The sequence below is a fragment of the Sphingomonas sp. Leaf21 genome (genome assembly GCF_916858675.1).
Taxonomy (GTDB): domain Bacteria; phylum Pseudomonadota; class Alphaproteobacteria; order Sphingomonadales; family Sphingomonadaceae; genus Sphingomonas.
Genome location: NZ_CAKASM010000020.1, coordinates 47,817 through 64,311, shown reverse-complemented (window position 1 = coordinate 64,311; position 16,495 = coordinate 47,817). Strand labels below are relative to the sequence as shown.

The following is a 16,495-nucleotide window of genomic DNA, read 5'->3' as shown; positions in this document are numbered from 1 at the left end:
AAATTGGGTTTCCCCATCGTCGCCTCCTGTCCTCAAAATTAGGACCCGAGGCGTCCAGAAATCTAGGGGCTACTCATGATAGCGCTCTTGCTAGAGCCGATCGACATTCAACTATGCCTGTCCTTCCCTCGCCCCTCGTAGAGCGGAGAGGGGAGAATAAGCTGAATGTCGATCCGGCCTAACTCTCACTACCATCCCGGCGAAGGCCGGGATCCAGTTTGGCGAAGCGTCCGTGGTATGTCGAAAATCTCCCCAACTGGACCCCGGCCTCCGCCGGGGCGGTGGCCTGGTGGTTTGGCGACACCGCGACTTTCCCGAAGGCTTCCTCGGGGAGACGGGAAAAAGCGGCTACGCCATGCGCTCGCCGACGACACGCTCCAGCACGTCGAGCGGCATCGCGCCGAGGGACAGGACCTCATGGAAGCGCTTGGGATCCCACCCTGCCCCCGCCCTGGCCTTCGCGGCGTCGCGCAGGCGGGTCCAGACGGTATGCCCGATCTTGTAGCTGCACGCCTGACCCGGCCAGACGGTATAGCGGTCGATCTCACCCTGGCTGCGTCCCCGCGCGATGCCGGTGGTGGCGATCAGATAGTCGGTCGCCTTCTCCCGGCTCCAGCGCTTGGAATGCATACCGGAGTCGACGACCAGCCGTGTCGCACGGAACAGCAGCGACTGGAGATAGCCGATCTGCCCCAGCGGATTGCCGTCATACATCCCCATCTCGTCAGCCAGTTGCTCGGAATAGAGCGCCCAGCCTTCCGAATAGCCCGAATAGAAACCCCGCCGCCGGATCAGCGGAATGTCCTGGCTCTCCAGCGCCGACATGACCTGGAGGTGATGGCCCGGCACCGCCTCATGATAGGTCAGCGTGGCGAGCCCGAATTTGGGCCGGTCGAAGGTGTCGCGAAGGTTGATGAAATAGATGGCGGGCCGCGTCCCGTCGAGCGAGGCGGACTGGTAATAGCCGCCGGGCGCTCCCGCCTGGATCGCTTCCGGAACGCGGCGGATCTCGACCGGTGCCTTGGGCAGGGTCGCGAACTGTTCGGGCAGGCGGCTCGTCATCGCCGCGAGCTGCGCGCGCAGTTGCTCGAGCAGCGCCTCGCGGCCCGGATCGGTGTTCGGATAGAGCTGGTCGGGGCGCTTGTTGAGCGCGACCAGCCGATCGCCGACACTGCCCTGGCTGAGCCCCTGCGCCTTCAACAGCCCGTCGAGGCGCGCGCCGATCTCACCGACCTGTGCCAAACCCAGCCGATGGATCTCGTCCCCCGTCATCCTGGTCGTCGTCGCGGCCTCGGCGGCGGCGGTGTAATAGTCCGCGCCGTCGGGCAGCCGCCAGACGCCCGCATCATGCACCGCCCTGGCGCGCAATTCCGTGACCAGCGCGCGTTGGCGATCGAGCGCCGGGAAGACCCGCTCCCGCATCAGTCGCGCGACGGTCGCCGCGCGGTCGGGTGGAAGCTGTGCGGCCTTCAGCTTGGCGGCCAGATCCGTGGCGGGGCCGGTCGCCTCCGGCGCCTTGTCGCGCACCGCCGCCAACTGCCCCAATGTGGTGTCGAGGATATAGTCGGGCGCGAACACGCCGCGCGCGGCATCCTCGCGCTGGCGCGCCGTCTCGGCATCGATCGCGCCCGCAAGCGCCTCGACACGCGCGACATAGGCATCGGCATCGGCGGCATTGGCGACCCGGTGCTGGCTGGAGAGGAAATCGGGCACGTCGCGATAGGCGCCCGAAAGCTGGCTCAGGACATAGGGGGCATAGCGGCCCGCGCTGTCGCCATAGGTGAAGCGCTCGCCAGCGATCATCCGGTCGAGGCTGTAGGTGACGATGTCATAGTCCAGCCGCGCCGCCGGGCCGAGCGCGGCGCGGGGAATGGTCCGCAGTGCCGCACGCTCCTGCCGGGCGCGGGCGAATCCCCGCGCCTCACCGGCGCGCGACACATCGCCCAGCCGGCTCTTCAGCGCCGCACGGGGCCCGGTGTCGAGACCCAATGAGGTCGCCTGTTCCGGACTGTCCTCCAGCCGCGCATAGAAGAACCGGTCCAGCATCGCGCGCAGGTCCGCATCGCGCGCGCCCTCCGCCGCGCGGACCACCCCTGGAAAGGCGGCGGCGACGGTGGTCAGGCTGGCGGAGGCGAGGAACTGGCGACGCTGCATGGATACTCCCGTTTCCATTTCTGATGAAACGGGAAGGCTAAGAACTTGAAGCCGCTATGGAAAGCGAATTGTCCGGACGTCGGCCGAGAGTTGGCGTCGCTCAGCGGTAGCGGCCCATCGTCACCTTCAGCACGACCGGCCTATCGACGATGTTGATCCCGTAATCGGTCTGGTCGCCATTCCACACCCGGTCCATCGTCCAGCGACCGTCGGCGAAATGCCCCTCCTCCACACGGACGACCATCGCCCTGGTATCTGGCTTGGCAGGCTCCAGGCGGATGCGAACATGATCGCCCGTCACCAGAAACTCGTCGCGCGACACGTGGACGACCGCCAGGCCGCCAATGGGCTCCGCCTTCCACGGCGCGGGTTCGGACTTCAGCCAGCTCCAGCTCTTTTCGCCGAACTGCCACTGACCAAATTCGCCGCGAATGCGCCAGTCGCCCATCACCGTTTCGGGATCGCTGCCGTCATCGGGCTTGGCGGCGCCCCAGGTCGGATGCTCGAACGCTGCCTGCGCCCATTCGCGCATCACCGCCGACAGCGCGCCGTAGGGCCCCGCGAAACTGTCGAGCGTCGCGGCGTCGAGGGTCTTGGCGCCCAGCGGATAGTTGAAGAAGCCGGTGTCATCCATGCCGAACGGCGCAAAGCCGATCGCGCCGCGCCCGAGCGCCTCGTAGAAATAGCGCGCGAACTCGCGGCCATTGCCGATCTCGGGCACCAATAGCGGGTTATCCGGCCGGGCGAAGGCGTCCATATAGAGCGCGACGTTCTTGCTCGCCCGGTCATAGATGTCGGGCGCCTCGGCATCCAGCGACGGCGCGGCGACCTTCCAGATATCGAGCACATCCTGCTGCGGACCGCCGCTCGCCACGCCATCGGGGTCGGGAACGTTGGAGGGACCGGCTAGCGCGGCGTTGACATACATGGGCAGCGGCTTGACCGCCTTGCCCGCCGCCGCGATCTCATCGATGTAGCGCGCGGTGTACCAGCTGTTGAATGCCCGGTCCGCCTGCGTGCCGAACACCGCCTGCCAGTTGCCGGGCCGCTTGCCCAGCTTGCGGACGAGGATGTCGGGCACCGGCTTCTCGAACAGCGCCTGCGCCGCCGCCGAATAGTCGCGCGGATTGCGGTAGCTGCCGACCTCATTCTCCGGCTGGACCATGATGACGGTGTTCTGCGGGTCGTGCGCCTTCAAATAGGCCATCAACTGGACGAAGGCGCGCTTGTCCGCCTCCAACGTGGTCCGCGCCATCGGGGTCAGCGCGTAATGGTCCTGTCCGGTCCGCGTCTTCATGCGCGGGAACCGGCGATTGTCCAGCTTGACCCAGTCGGGCGTATAGCCGGGCGAAGTGTTCTTCCACGTCCCGAACCACAGCAACACGACGCGCTTGTCATGCGCCCGCGCCTGATCGAGCAGCGTCTGGACGAAGCTGAAATCGAAGCGACCTTCTTCCGGTTCGACCTGTTGCCAGGCGACCGGGATCTCGATCGTGTTCGCATGGATCCGGTCGAGCATCGGCCAGACCTGCGGCAGCGCGGCGGCGTAGTTGCTCGAATTGTTGACCTGCGCGCCGAGCATCAGGAACGGGCGGCCATCGACCATCAGGGCGTGTCGTCCGCCCTTGGTGACGATGCGGGGAACGGCGTCGGTCTGTGCCGCGACGGGCGCGGCCATTCCCAGCGCCATGGCGGCCCAAGTCATTGCGAGACGCATCGAAAATCCCCTCCCCTTCGGCTATCCGCCGCATGAGGCCCCTCTGTGCACGGGGATGCGTCCGGCTTCAACCGGCTATGGGATCGCTACCGCAATCATCCGCCTCGCCCGAACGCGGAACAACCGCCGCCTTGGTTCAGCGGCGGGCATCGAACCTCGCGGCGGGACCGGGAGTGGCTTAGTGGGTTTCCGCCGGGATCGGAGCGACCGCGCGGGCGTCGCGCGCAGCCTCGGTCCGGAGCGAACGCTGCGCCATCGCCGACCACGCGGCCTCGGCCCGCAGGCAACGGTCGCGGACATTGGCGAGGTCGGAGGCGTCGGCCTGATGACGGCAATCGGCGGCACGCTGCAGATACATTTCGGAGTCACGCATGACGGAGCCTTTCCGATGGAGGATAGTCGGCGGGCAGGACGATCGATCGGGCGGGATCATGCAATGCGATCCCGCCCGCCTGCCGGTCAATCGACCGGGGTGAGATTGACCGCCGCCATCTTGCCGCGACGATCCTGTTCCAGTTCATAGCCGACACGCTGATTCTGCTGCAGCGTGATCATACCGGCGCGTTCGACCGCCGACACGTGGACGAAGGCATCGGTGCCGCCATTGTCCGGCGTGATGAAGCCATAGCCCTTGTCGGCGTTGAAGAATTTGACGGTGCCGCTCTGGCTCATGATATTTCCTTCGATAACGGGTCTGCCGGGGACCGGCGGGCCCAATGGGGCCTCGACAGCAGGGAAAGAAGGAAAAGGGGCCGCAAAGCGCCGATAACCGTCGATGTGCGACTAAAGCGTCAGCAATATGGGGATCAGGCGGCCAGTTCGCAACCACCCGCCCCAAATAGTGGTGGCGCGATCCGGCGATATTCGGCGGCAAGGCCCAAAATATCGGTCGTCGTGAAGCCGCCCGGATATTCGGGTTCGGCTTCGCGCCACTCGCCGATCTCGTTCATCCGCACGGGTCGCCTGGCGACAAGGCCGATCCAATGCGCGAGCAACACGTCGAGTTCGCGAAAACCATTGGCGGTCACGCGGGCACGGACGGTGCGGCGATCCTCCGCCATGTCGCCCGACGGCGCGGCCCAGAGCGGGGCGATCCGCTCCTCGACCACGCGAATACCGTTCATCAGCGCACGGTGCGCCTGGTCGAACTCGTGGCGCGAAGGCGGTGCGGTACGCGGCGCCGATCCGGTCGGCAGCGGATCCAGCGCGGAGGAGAAGGATCGGCGATTCGCTGGGCGGGTCGCTTGGCGGGAAAGACGGGACATCACATGGCTCCGACGCGACAAGCGGGAGCACGATGTCTCTCAGCCGCCATCGCTTGCGATCGTCAGACCGGCGGTGGATCGGGCTACCACGTCGCACCCTTCGCGTCGCCCTGTTTCTGTCACAGGCCGAACGACGGGGCGGCGGGTTTCTCCCTTCCCCGCTGCTATCCCATGATAGATTTTCGCGACACCAAAACCACTTATGCGCGTTAAGCCAGTCGGGACATTCGACGATCGCCGCCATCGCGCCCTTTTCTTCGGGGTTGCCGTCATTGGTCGTGGGCGTCGGATCATCCGAAACGGGGTTGAGAGGAGCCAGGACATTGGCCGATAACGGACAGGTTTCCATGTCGCGGCGCGGCGTGATCGTGGGGAGTGCCGCCACCGCGATGGCGGCGTCCGCGCCGCTCGACGCACAGATGGGGAAGACGACGATGCCGCCCGATCCCGCCGCGATGAACGTCGCGATGAAGGTCAACGGCAAGCCGCGCACCCTGTCGCTCGACCCGCGCACCACGCTGCTCGATACGCTTCGCGAGCATCTTCACCTGACCGGCACCAAGAAGGGCTGCGACCATGGCCAGTGCGGCGCCTGCACGGTCATCGTCAACGGCGAGCGGATCAATAGCTGCCTCAGCCTGGCGCTCCAGCATGAGGGCGACAGCATCACGACGATCGAGGGGCTGGGTACGCCCGAAAAGCTCCACCCGATGCAGGCCGCTTTCGTCCGCCATGACGGATATCAATGCGGATACTGCACGCCGGGTCAGATCTGCTCGGCCGTGGCGGTGCTCGACGAAATCAAGCGCGGCATCCCCAGCCATGTCCAGGCGGACCTGACCGCACGCCCCCAGGCGAGCGGCGCCGAGATGCGCGAGCGGATGAGCGGCAATATCTGCCGCTGCGGCGCCTATTCCAACATCGCCGACGCCATGGCTGACGTCGCGGGAGGCAAGGCATGAAGGCGTTCACCTATGAACGGGCCAAGGATCCCGTCGCCGCCGCCCGCGCCGCCGCGCGGCCCGGCGCCAGGTTCCTCGCGGGTGGCACCAACCTGCTCGATCTGATGAAGATCGAGGTGGAGACGCCGACCCATCTGATCGATGTGCAGGATCTGGGGCTCGACCGGATCGAGAAGACAAAGGAGGGTGGGCTTCGCATCGGCGCTTTCGCCACCAACACCGCGCTCGCCGCCGACGAGCGGGTGCGGCGTGACTATGGCGTCCTCTCCCGCGCGATCGTCGCGGGCGCCAGCGGCCAGTTGCGCAACAAGGCGACGACGGCGGGCAATCTGCTCCAGCGGACCCGCTGCCCCTATTTCTACGACACCAACATGGCGTGCAACAAGCGCAAGCCCGGCAGCGGATGCAGCGCGATTGGCGGCTATTCGCGACAGCTCGCTGTCGTCGGGGCGAGCAGCGACTGCATCGCCACCAACCCCAGCGACATGAACGTCGCGATGCGGGTGCTGGACGCGGTGGTCGAGACGGTGAACCCCGAGGGGCGGACGCGGGCGATCCCGATCGCCGACTTCCACCGCCTGCCCGGCAACACGCCGCATATCGAAACCGCGTTGCAGCCCGGCGAACTGATCACCGCGGTCACCCTGCCCCGCCCGATCGGCGGCACGCATATCTATGAGAAGGTACGCGACCGCGCCTCCTATGCCTTCGCGCTCGTTTCGGTGGCGGCGGTCGTGCAGAAGGACGGCAGCGGCCGCGTCGCGGTCGGCGGCGTCGCGCACAAGCCGTGGCGGGTCGAGGCGGCGGAGGCCGCGATGCCGCAAGGGGCCAGGGCGGTGACGGCGACGTTGCTCGCCGATGCCCGTCCGACCCCGGACAATGCCTATAAGGTGCCGCTCGTCGAACGGACGCTGGCGGCCGCGATCAGCGAGGCGAGGACCGCATGAAGTTCACCGAGCCCGCGGGCACCAATCCCATCGACCGCATGACGGTGGTCGGCCGCGCACAGGACCGTATCGACGGCCCGCGCAAGACCAGCGGCACCGCCGCCTATGCCTTCGAACATCATCGCGAGGCGCCCAATGCCGCCTATGGATGGATCGTCGGCGCGGCGATCGCCAAGGGGCGGATCCGCTCGATGAACCTCGACGATGCGCGCGGCGCGCCGGGCGTGCTCGGCATCGTCACCGCCAACGACGCGGGGCCGCTCGCCAAGGGTAATTTCAACACGGTCAAGCTGCTCGGCGGCCCCGATATCGACCATTATCACCAGGCGGTCGCGATCGTCGTCGCCGAGACGTTCGAACAGGCACGCGCCGCCGCCGGGCTGGTGCGGATCGATTACGACCGTGCCAGGGGTCAATATGACCTGGCCGAGGCGCTGAAGACCGCGCCGCTGACCGGCGGCAAGGACGGAAAGCCGGGCAAGCCCGACCGCGTCGGCACGTTCGAGAGTGCCTTCGCCGCCGCCCCGGTGCAGCTCGACGCGACCTACACCACCCCCGACCACAGCCATGCGATGATGGAGCCCTTCGCCTCGATCGCGTCGTGGGACGGCGATCAGGTGACCGTCTGGACCTCCAACCAGATGATCGCCTGGGGACGCGGCGACCTGGCCAAGACCTTGGGGGTGCCCAAGGAGAAGGTGCGGCTGATCTCGCCCTATGTCGGTGGCGGGTTCGGCGGAAAGCTGTTCCTGCGCGCCGATGCGGTGATGGCGGCGCTGGGGGCCAGGGCGGTCGGACGGCCGGTCAAGGTCGCGATGCAGCGGCCGCTGATGGCGAACAACTCCACCCACCGCCCCGCCACGACCCAGCGCATCCGCATCGCCGCGGCCAAGGATGGCACGATCCAGGCGATCGCGCACGAAAGCGGTTCGGGCGACCAGCCCGGCGGCGGTCCCGAAACGGCGGTCAATCAGACCAAGCTGCTCTATGCCGGGCCCAATCGCCTCACCTCCATGCGGCTGGCGGTGCTGAACCTGCCCGAGGGCAATGCGATGCGCGCGCCGGGCGAGGCGCCGGGCATGATGGCGCTGGAAATCGCGATGGACGAAATGGCCGAGAAGCTCGGCATGGACCCTGTCGCCTTCCGCGTGAAGAACGATACCCAGGTCGATCCCGAAAAGCCCGATCGCCGCTTCTCGCAGCGGCAACTCGTCCGCTGCCTCGAGGAGGGCGCGCAGCGTTTCGGCTGGTCGCAACGCAACGCCAAGCCCGCCCGGGTGCGCGACGGCCGCTGGCTGGTCGGGATGGGCGTCGCCTCCGCCTTCCGCAACCATATGAACATGAAGTCGGCGGCGCGGGTCACGCTCGGCAAGGATGGCCGCGTCGTGGTCGAGACCGACATGACCGATATCGGCACCGGCAGCTACACGATCATCGCACAGACCGCCGCCGAGATGATGGGCGTACCGATGGACGCGGTCGACGTCCGGCTGGGCGATAGCGCCTATCCCGTCTCGGCCGGGTCGGGCGGACAGTTCGGTGCGGCCAATGCGACGGCGGGCGTCTATGCCGCCTGCGTCAAGCTGCGCGAGGCGGTGGCACAGCGGCTTGGCTTCAACTCGGCCGACCTGACCTTCGCCGATGGCAAGGTGACCGGGGGCAACCGTTCGGTGTCGCTCCGCGATGCCGCCTCTGCGGGACCGCTCTCGGCGGAGGACCGGATCGAGTTCGGCGATCTCGACAAGAGCTATCAGCTCTCCACCTTCGGCGCGCATTTCGTAGAGGTCGGGGTCGATGCCTATACGGGCGTCACGCGGGTGCGGCGGATGCTCGCCGTGTGCGCGGCGGGGCGGATCCTGAACCCCAAATCGGCGCGCAGCCAGGTCATCGGCGCGATGACGATGGGGGTCGGATCGGCCCTGATGGAGGAACTGGCGGTCGACAAGCGCTTCGGCTTCTTCGTCAATCACGATCTGGCCGGCTATGAGGTGCCGGTCCATGCCGACATCCCGCATCAGGAGGTGATCTTCCTCGAGGAGGCCGATGACAAGGCGAACCCGATGAAGGCCAAGGGCGTAGGGGAACTCGGCCTCTGCGGCGTCGGCGCGGCGGTGGCGAATGCGGTCTACAACGCGACCGGCGTCCGCATCCGCAACTATCCCCTGACGCTCGACAAGCATCTGGACCGCCTGCCCGCCATCGCCTGAAGGACTGGCGGCGGCCAGTAGGGTGACCGTGATGCGATCCCGGCGAAAGCCGGGATCCAGTCGGGGCGCGGCGCGGGAGAAACGGGACCCCGGCCTTCGCCGCGATGAACGCAGCGGGGCGGACCGATGCCGTTCCTCACGTTGAGGGAAAGTGGCAGGTCCCAGGCCAGATCGAAGGCTGCCTCGCTCTCGATTGCCCCCTCCCCAGCGCCGCCACTCCCCCTCCCAACGGGGGACGCTAACAGCACCGTTTGATTCGCCAGCAGCACCGCTACGCTCCCTTTCCGGGGCCCCGCTGGACCGGAAACACGGCGTCGCAACCTCCACGTTTGTAGGCACGTACCTACATTGTAGCACCGGAAGCACAGTTTCCCCGCTCCACCGCGAAATCGGCCAGACGCGTTTCGAAACCCGTTGCAAGATCGGCCGACATATCGCGCTATTCGCCGGTCGCGCTCGCCAAATGGAGCGCGATGGGGGGGATCAGCATCAGATGAACGACGCCATCGACAGTTTCTGGCACACCGCAACCGGCATCCTGTCGCCGCACGGCCCCGCGACCGCGGCAGCGGCGGCGAGCTACGCGCCGGGCGACTACAGCATCCATTTCTTCCTGCAACTCGCGGTGATCCTGCTCGCCTGCCGGACGGTGAGCTGGTTCGCGCAACGCTTCTTGGCGCAGCCACCGGTGGTCGGCGAGATGATCGCGGGCGTGATCCTCGGCCCGTCGCTGCTCGGATTGCTCTTTCCCGACCTGCAGGGCGCGCTGTTTCCAAAGGAAACGCGCAACGTCCTCTATGCGGGCGCGCAGCTTGGCGTGGCGCTCTACATGTTCCTCGTCGGCCTGACGCTGCGGCTCGACCATTTCCAGTCCAAGGCGCGCAGTGCCATGGCGGTGTCCGCATCGGGCGTCATCGCGCCGTTCCTGATCGCGGTGGCGATCACGCCGTTGCTGCTGACCGTGCCTGGCCTGTTCGCGCCGGGGATCAGCCAGGCCAATGCCACGCTCTTCACCGGAGCCTGTATCGCGCTGACCGCCTTTCCGATGCTGGCGCGGATCATCAACGAGCGGGGGCTGGCGAACAGCCCGCTGGGCACGCTGTCGCTGGCGGCGGGTGCGTTCGACGATGCCGCGTCCTGGTGCGTGCTGGCGGTGGTGCTGGCGACCTTCGGCGGGGGCAGCGGGGTCGCGATCCTCGCGATCGGCGGCGCCTTCGTCTATGTCGGCTTCCTGCTGCTGTTCGGCCGTCGCATCCTGGCGCCGCTTGGCCGCGCGGTCGAGGCGCGCGGCGAGATGAGCATGAACGTGCTGGCGATCACGCTGATGGCCTTCTGCACGTCCGCCTTCATCATGGATGCGATCGGGGTGCATGGCATCTTCGGCGGCTTCATCCTGGGGGTGTTCATGCCGCGCGGGCTGTTCGTCACCGAGCTGAAGAAGAAGGTCGAGCCGCTGGCGGTCGTCCTGCTGCTGCCGATGTTCTTCACCTATTCGGGGCTTAACACCCGGATGGACATGGTCAATTCGGGCTCGCTGCTGCTGATCGCGCTGGGCATCCTGGCGGCGTCGATCGCGGCCAAGTTCGGCGCCTGCTACCTTGCGGCGCGGCTCTGCGGTGAAGACAATCGCACCGCGATGGGTATCGGCGCGCTGATGAACTCGCGCGGGCTGATGGAACTGATCATCATCAACATCGGCCTGCAAAAGGGCATCATCGGCCCGACGCTCTTCTCGATGCTGGTGCTGATGGCGATCGTGACGACGATGATGGCCAGCCCGCTGTTCGAATATGTCTATGGCCGCAGGGCGCGGCTGATGGACGAGATGGAGGCGATGAAGACCGTCTCGGCCTGAGGCCGTCGCACACGAAAAAGGGCGGCTGCGAGGCCGCCCTTTCCCTGTTCCGCCGATCCGTCCGGACCGGCATGGCCGATGCGATCAGGCCGTCTTCTTGCGACGACGACGCGATGCCGCGAGCAGGCCGCCGATACCGGCGCCGAACAGCGTCAGCGTGGCGGGCTCGGGAACCGAGGTCGGCGCGGTGTTGAAGAAGGACACGTTGTCCAGCTCGAACGCCGTCTGGCCCGACGCGAACTTCAGGCCGCCGATCTTCTGGCCGGTCAGGCTGTCCAGCGTGTAGGTGACATACTGGTTGTACTTCGGGTCGGCGAAATTGCTGCCCGGCGCGTTGGCGCCCGGTGCGGCGAAGTCCAGGCCGGTGATCGAACGGATGACGTTGCCCATCGTGTCGAGGACCGACAGCGTGTTGTACGAGTCCGCCGAACCCCAATAGAGGCTGACGCCGTCAAAGCCCTGGCCGGTCGACTTGAGCGTGGCCTGCTGCCCGCCATTGACCATCAGATACTGAGTGTTGTCGCCGAGCGGCTGGCTCCAGCCATTGGCCGATCCGGTGACCAGTTGGCCACCCGACAGCGAGAAGCCGTTCGGCAGCGTGGTGTTGCCGTTGGTGCCGTTGAAGTCGACCGTCACCGAACCGGCGCGTGGCGTCTGATCGCCAGCGACCGAGGTCAGCGAGTCGGCACCCGCCGCCGTCGCGACCAGCGCACCCGCCAGGGCCCCCGCCGCCGCCATCGCTTTCATGAAACCTGCCATCATCAATCTCCCTGCCAAGTGATAAAAACCGATCCGGTCCATGCCGATGACCTGAAGACAGAAGCGCTTTGGCCCCCGCCGCCGCCCGGTCACCGTTGCTGCCGTCCCGATACGGATCCTATCGAGCCGGGTAATTACGAAAGGCGGGCCGCCACCCGCCGACGCCGCGCCAGCCCCGCCAGTCCCAGCAAGCCCGCGCCGAACAGCGCGATCGAGGCCGGTTCGGGCACCGAGGTCGGCGTCGCCCCGAAGAAGGAGACATCGTCCACCTCAAAGGCGTAACCCATCGAATTGGGCGACATGAAACGAAGCCCGCCGATCTGCTGACCCGAAGCGGGGTCGAGCGTGTAGGTCACATACCGGTTGCTGCTCGCGAACAGACCGCCGGAAACGTCCGTACCGGTCAGCGTGCGGATGACCTGGCCCATCGTATCCAGGATATCCAACCGGTTCTCGTTATCGATCGAACCCCAGTTCAGCGCGATCCCGCCATAGCCGAAATTCCTGTCGGCATTCAGCGTCGTCGTGCCGTTCGCCGCAGTCACCAGGAACTTGGTGTTGTCCCCGGCGGGGGCCAGATAATTCCAATTCCAACCACCCCAGGACGACGAACTCGCGATCTGGCCGCCCTGCAACGAGAAACCGTTGGGCAACCCGTTGTTGAAATCCACCACCGTCGATCCCGCAGGCGGAGTCGACTGCTTGCTGTAATCGTCGTTCGCGACCGAGGTGATCGTCCCCGGCGCCGCCTGGGCCGACGTCGCACTGACCAGCGCCGCAGCGATCGTCAGCAGGACCGTCTTGACCTTCGGCATCGATCGTCCTTCGAAACCAAAATCCGAGCGTGTCATGTTTTGCTCTGCCATGATGTATATCGTCGTCGGCAGCGTAATCGCACCCGGTAAAAATTTCGACAATATGGCGGTTCGCCAGTGCCTTACCCGGTTTTGTTTCAAGATAAGACAGGCCTTCGCGGCACCATTCGCGGCCTTTACGTTCCGTCAACGCGAATCGAGCGATAGGAGACGGTGACTATCATCTGCCAGGACCGACCCATGAAACGCCGCAAGCTCCTCGTCATCGCAGGCATACTGCTCGTTCTGATCGTCCTGGCCTTCATCGCCGCGTCGCTGTTGCGTCGTCCGGCCGAGCGGCCGACGGCCACGCCGGTCTTCGTCGAGCGCCCCACCCCCGCGCTCGATCCCGCCAAGGCGCAGGCCGCGGCGACCAAGGCACCGACCGACGCCGCCGCGCAGAAGGAACTGGGCGACGCGCTGCTCGCCAAGCGTCGTTTCGAGGAAGCATCGGCCGCCTATCGCGCCTCGCTGGCGATCAATCCCAACCAGTCGACGGCCTGGTCGGCGCTCGGCGAAACACTGATGCAGACCACCAAGTCCGACGGTGTCGGACTGCCGACGCAGGCCGCCGATGCCTTTCGCAAGGCGCTCGCACTCGACCCACGCGATGCCCGCGCTCGCTTCTATTTCGCGATGGAAAAGGACTTTAAGGGGCAGCACGATCAGGCGATCGGCGAATGGCTTCAGTTGCTCCGGGAGGTTCCTGCGGGCTCGGATGCGGACGAAGCGATCCGCACCACGCTCGCCGCCTCGATCAAGCGTAACGTCCAGCTTATCCGCCAGGCCGCCGACGAAGCGGGCCGGGTGCAGCCGCGTTACAAATCGACCAACTGATCCGTCCCTCGCCGACGAAGGCGGGGTCTGACCTGTCTTGGAAAAGTCCGACCGCTCCCGTTCCCCTGCGCAGGCGGGGGTCCGGTGACCAGCAGGACTGCGGTTCGCGGCCTGGAACACTGGGCCCCCGCCTTCGCGGGGGAATGGTCGTTGGAATTATCGGTGGGGCGTGGCCCTATCCTGACATGCCCGCCGCCATGTGAGCGTTACATCATCGCGGAGCGGCGCTCGCGGCAACGATATCCCTGCCAGCCGTCCCTGCGACCTCCACAAAATAAAGACACCATTTTTTCGTTGTTTAATCGCTAGCCTTGGCACAGATTGCGCGCGCAGCGGAGGCGGTAACCGTCCCGTAAGCATGGCAGGAAGAGCCCAGTGCCGCGTCGGTATGACCGCCCTTTCTCCAGCCAAAAATGATAGCGCTACTACAGGAGAGGTTATGCTGAAGCATTTGGGGTTCGCCTTGTTAGGCTCGGCCAGTCTGCTGGCGGGGGCGAGTGCCGCCCGCGCCCAGTCGCTGACCGTCACGCCGGCCGAGACGCTGGAGACCCAGGGCCTGACCGTGATGGTCGACCAGAACCAGTTCAGCCCGATCTTCTTCGACGAGAAGAATGCGGGCATCCAGATCGTCCTGCATGGCGAGCGGATCGCGACCGACGGCGCGGTCCGCCTGAACCCGACGCCCGAGCAATGGGATCCGGTCCCCGCCTTCGTCAGCCGGACGCGCGGTGCCGAGCCCAATCAGGTCGTCGTCCGATCGACCTACAAGGATCAGGGCCTGGCCTATAGCGTGAAGGTCACGGCGGAGGGCGACGGGTTCCGGATCGCGGTCGATCTCGACCAGCCGCTTCCAGCCGCGCTGGCGGGAAAGGCGGGGTTCAACCTGGATTTCCTGCCGACCAGCTACTTCGGCAAGACCTATCTCATGGACAGCGCGCCCGGGCTGTTCCCGCGTCACGCGACCGGCCCGATGGCGAAGGACGGCTCGGGCGATCCGATGCCGCTCGCATCGGGCGGCAAGTCGGTGACGCTCTCGCCCGAGGATCCGCTGACCCGCGTGACGATCACCTCGGACGCCGGTCCGCTCCAACTCTATGACGCACGCAGTCGGGCGCAGAATGGCTGGTTCGTGGTGCGGTCGCTGATCGCGCCCGGCGCCCGTCAGAATGCGGTCGTCTGGCATGTCCGCCCCAATGTCGTAAAGGACTGGGTCCGCGCACCGGTCGTGTCGTTCAACCAGGCGGGCTATACGCCGGGGCGCTCGAAGATCGCGCTGATCGAAACCGATCCGCACGGCGCCGCACCCGCCGAGGCCGAGCTGGTCAAGCTGGCCGCCGATGGTACGCGCCAGCCGGTGCTGCGTGCCGCCGTGACGCCGCGCGGACGCTGGCTCCGCTACAATTACGGCGCGTTCGACTTTTCCAGCGTGCGCGATCCGGGCATCTACGCGATCGCCTATGGCGGGCGGACGACCAATCCCTTCCGCATCGCCGCCGACGCCTATGACCGGATCTGGCAGACCTCGCTCGACACCTTCATCGCCGAACAGATGGACCATGTCGGCATACGCGAACAATATCGCGTCTGGTCCGCGCCCAGCCATCTCGACGATGCGCGACAGGCGCCCCCCAACCATATCCATTTCGACGGATACCGGATGGGCCCGAACCTCGACTCGCCGTTCAAGCCCGGCGAGCATATTCCGGGCCTGAACGTCGGCGGGTTCCAGGATGCGGGCGATTACGACATCCAGACGCCGCAGAACGCCGCCGTCGTCCGCGACCTGGCCTGGGGCCGCGAACTCTATGGGCTCGACTGGGACGAGACGACGGTGGACGAAGCCGCCCGCGCCGTCGAGAGCCACAAGCCCGACGGCAAGCCGGACGCACTCCAGCAGATCCGCCACGGTGCGCTGCAATTGCTCGCCCAATACAAGGTGTTCGGCCATGCGATCGTCGGCATCGTCGATCCGGTTCAGCGTCAATATGCCCATCTGGGCGATGCCGGGTCCCAGACCGACAATCTGACCTATGACGCCTCGCTGGGTATCGCCGAGCGGAAGGGCGGATCGTCGGGTGCGCAGGATGACCGCTGGGCCTTCACCACCGATCTTCCCGCCAATAATCTGGCGGTCGCGGGTGCGCTGGCGGCGGCGTCGCGGGCGCTGGCGGACAGCGATCCCACCATGTCGGCGGAGGCGTGGGACGCGGCCAAGGTGTTGTGGGGACGGTTCCAGAAGGGGCCGATCAAGTCGGGCGACGGCCGCGACGATTCGGGCAAGCCCTGGTCGGCGGAGAGCGCCAATGTGGGCGCGACCGTCGAGATGCTGATCACCAGCAAGGGCGACCGCCTCTATGCCGATCGCCTGCGCGCGCTGATGCCGGTCATCGCCAAGAGCTTCGCCTGGGTCGGCGCTCCGGCGGTGCGGGCCATCCCGTTCATGGATGCCAAGTACCGCGCCGCACTCGTCCCACTGGTCCGCCAGGCCAAGGCGAAGATGGATGCGGAGGCCGCCAAGAACCCGTTCGGCGTGCCGATCGCGGAAGGCAGCTGGGCCGGGTCGCATCAGGTCGTCGAGTTCGGCTCGACCGCGTTCCTGCTGCACAAGGCGTTCCCGGAGATCGTCGGCACCGACTATACGCTCAACGCCATCGACTATGTGCTGGGGCGGCATCCGGCCAACAATCTGTCGCTGGTATCGACGGTCGGCGCCGCGTCGAAGCTGATCGGCTATGGCCATAACCGTGCCGACTATGGCTTCATTCCCGGCGGACTGGTGCCTGGCGTGCTGATCGTGAAGCCGGACTTCCCGGAGCTCAAGACCGACTGGCCGTTCCTGTGGTTCGAGAACGAATACACGGTCGCGACCACCTCCGCCTATATCCTCGCCGCCAATGCCGCGATCGAAGTGGCGAAGGAGACGCGCTGACCCGGGCAC

At 66.5% G+C, this 16,495-nt stretch carries 13 protein-coding genes; 6 read left to right on the top strand and 7 right to left on the bottom strand.

The window, feature by feature from the left end; translation table 11 throughout:
* Positions 1 to 348 precede the first annotated feature (348 nt).
* The 5 genes from LRP66_RS13930 to LRP66_RS13910 form a co-directional block, all read right to left on the bottom strand.
* Entirely contained in the window at positions 349 to 2,154 is a 1,806-nt protein-coding gene (locus tag LRP66_RS13930) for a DUF885 domain-containing protein (RefSeq protein WP_230483199.1), read from the bottom strand.
* Between the two features lie 100 nt (positions 2,155 to 2,254).
* Positions 2,255 to 3,871 carry a DUF5597 domain-containing protein gene (locus tag LRP66_RS13925; RefSeq protein ID WP_443026698.1) on the bottom strand — a complete coding sequence of 539 codons (1,617 nt, stop codon included), beginning with the start codon at positions 3,869 to 3,871 and terminating at the stop codon, positions 2,255 to 2,257.
* A gap of 178 nt (positions 3,872 to 4,049) precedes the next feature.
* Positions 4,050 to 4,244 (bottom strand): hypothetical protein, encoded by a 195-nt coding sequence (locus LRP66_RS13920; protein WP_230483198.1) that lies wholly within the window; start codon positions 4,242 to 4,244, stop codon positions 4,050 to 4,052.
* An 86-nt stretch (positions 4,245 to 4,330) separates the two neighbouring features.
* Positions 4,331 to 4,543: a cold-shock protein gene (locus LRP66_RS13915; RefSeq protein WP_230483197.1), complete on the bottom strand. Its 213-nt coding sequence runs from the start codon at positions 4,541 to 4,543 to the stop codon at positions 4,331 to 4,333.
* A 134-nt stretch (positions 4,544 to 4,677) separates the two neighbouring features.
* Positions 4,678 to 5,136 carry a hypothetical protein gene (locus LRP66_RS13910; protein ID WP_230483196.1) on the bottom strand — a complete coding sequence of 153 codons (459 nt, stop codon included), beginning with the start codon at positions 5,134 to 5,136 and terminating at the stop codon, positions 4,678 to 4,680.
* A 323-nt stretch (positions 5,137 to 5,459) separates the two neighbouring features.
* On the opposite strand from LRP66_RS13910, the gene paoA reads away from it, so the two are divergent.
* The 4 genes from paoA to LRP66_RS13890 all read left to right on the top strand — a co-directional run bounded on the left by paoA (position 5,460) and on the right by LRP66_RS13890 (position 11,107).
* Positions 5,460 to 6,098: an aldehyde dehydrogenase iron-sulfur subunit PaoA gene (paoA, locus tag LRP66_RS13905; RefSeq protein WP_230483195.1), complete on the top strand. Its 639-nt coding sequence runs from the start codon at positions 5,460 to 5,462 to the stop codon at positions 6,096 to 6,098.
* Positions 6,095 to 7,045 carry an FAD binding domain-containing protein gene (locus LRP66_RS13900; protein ID WP_230483194.1) on the top strand — a complete coding sequence of 317 codons (951 nt, stop codon included), beginning with the start codon at positions 6,095 to 6,097 and terminating at the stop codon, positions 7,043 to 7,045. The genes paoA and LRP66_RS13900 overlap by 4 nt, the downstream gene beginning before the upstream one ends.
* Positions 7,042 to 9,252 carry an aldehyde oxidoreductase molybdenum-binding subunit PaoC gene (gene paoC, locus LRP66_RS13895; protein ID WP_230483193.1) on the top strand — a complete coding sequence of 737 codons (2,211 nt, stop codon included), beginning with the start codon at positions 7,042 to 7,044 and terminating at the stop codon, positions 9,250 to 9,252. The genes LRP66_RS13900 and paoC overlap by 4 nt, the downstream gene beginning before the upstream one ends.
* A 493-nt stretch (positions 9,253 to 9,745) precedes the next feature.
* Positions 9,746 to 11,107, top strand: coding sequence for a cation:proton antiporter (locus LRP66_RS13890; RefSeq protein WP_230483192.1), 1,362 nt, complete (start codon positions 9,746 to 9,748; stop codon positions 11,105 to 11,107).
* A gap of 84 nt (positions 11,108 to 11,191) precedes the next feature.
* Here the strand turns inward: LRP66_RS13890 and LRP66_RS13885 are convergent, their stop codons facing one another.
* On the bottom strand, positions 11,192 to 11,866 hold the full coding sequence (locus LRP66_RS13885; RefSeq protein WP_230483191.1) for an Npun_F0296 family exosortase-dependent surface protein: 675 nt from the start codon (positions 11,864 to 11,866) through the stop codon (positions 11,192 to 11,194).
* Positions 11,867 to 12,000: 134 nt separating this feature from the next.
* Positions 12,001 to 12,681, bottom strand: coding sequence for an Npun_F0296 family exosortase-dependent surface protein (locus LRP66_RS13880; RefSeq protein WP_230483190.1), 681 nt, complete (start codon positions 12,679 to 12,681; stop codon positions 12,001 to 12,003).
* A gap of 240 nt (positions 12,682 to 12,921) precedes the next feature.
* On the opposite strand from LRP66_RS13880, the gene LRP66_RS13875 reads away from it, so the two are divergent.
* Complete coding sequence (locus LRP66_RS13875; RefSeq protein ID WP_230483189.1) at positions 12,922 to 13,557, top strand: tetratricopeptide repeat protein; 636 nt, start codon at positions 12,922 to 12,924, stop codon at positions 13,555 to 13,557.
* A 439-nt stretch (positions 13,558 to 13,996) separates the two neighbouring features.
* On the top strand, positions 13,997 to 16,486 hold the full coding sequence (locus LRP66_RS13870; protein ID WP_230483188.1) for a glycoside hydrolase family 9 protein: 2,490 nt from the start codon (positions 13,997 to 13,999) through the stop codon (positions 16,484 to 16,486).
* Positions 16,487 to 16,495: the final 9 nt, after the last annotated feature.

Excerpts from the sequence above, each read along its gene's own strand:
- LRP66_RS13930 (WP_230483199.1), bottom strand. The coding sequence starts at position 2,154 with ATGCAGCGTCGCCAGTTCCTCGCCTCCGCCAGCCTGACCACCGTCGCC.
- paoC (WP_230483193.1), top strand. The coding sequence starts at position 7,042 with ATGAAGTTCACCGAGCCCGCGGGCACCAATCCCATCGACCGCATGACG.
- LRP66_RS13910 (WP_230483196.1), bottom strand. The coding sequence starts at position 5,136 with ATGTCCCGTCTTTCCCGCCAAGCGACCCGCCCAGCGAATCGCCGATCC.
- LRP66_RS13870 (WP_230483188.1), top strand. The coding sequence starts at position 13,997 with ATGCTGAAGCATTTGGGGTTCGCCTTGTTAGGCTCGGCCAGTCTGCTG.
- LRP66_RS13925 (WP_443026698.1), bottom strand. The coding sequence starts at position 3,871 with ATGCGTCTCGCAATGACTTGGGCCGCCATGGCGCTGGGAATGGCCGCG.
- LRP66_RS13890 (WP_230483192.1), top strand. The coding sequence starts at position 9,746 with ATGAACGACGCCATCGACAGTTTCTGGCACACCGCAACCGGCATCCTG.
- LRP66_RS13875 (WP_230483189.1), top strand. The coding sequence starts at position 12,922 with ATGAAACGCCGCAAGCTCCTCGTCATCGCAGGCATACTGCTCGTTCTG.
- LRP66_RS13900 (WP_230483194.1), top strand. The coding sequence starts at position 6,095 with ATGAAGGCGTTCACCTATGAACGGGCCAAGGATCCCGTCGCCGCCGCC.
- LRP66_RS13880 (WP_230483190.1), bottom strand. The coding sequence starts at position 12,681 with ATGCCGAAGGTCAAGACGGTCCTGCTGACGATCGCTGCGGCGCTGGTC.
- LRP66_RS13915 (WP_230483197.1), bottom strand. The coding sequence starts at position 4,543 with ATGAGCCAGAGCGGCACCGTCAAATTCTTCAACGCCGACAAGGGCTAT.
- LRP66_RS13920 (WP_230483198.1), bottom strand. The coding sequence starts at position 4,244 with ATGCGTGACTCCGAAATGTATCTGCAGCGTGCCGCCGATTGCCGTCAT.
- LRP66_RS13885 (WP_230483191.1), bottom strand. The coding sequence starts at position 11,866 with ATGGCAGGTTTCATGAAAGCGATGGCGGCGGCGGGGGCCCTGGCGGGT.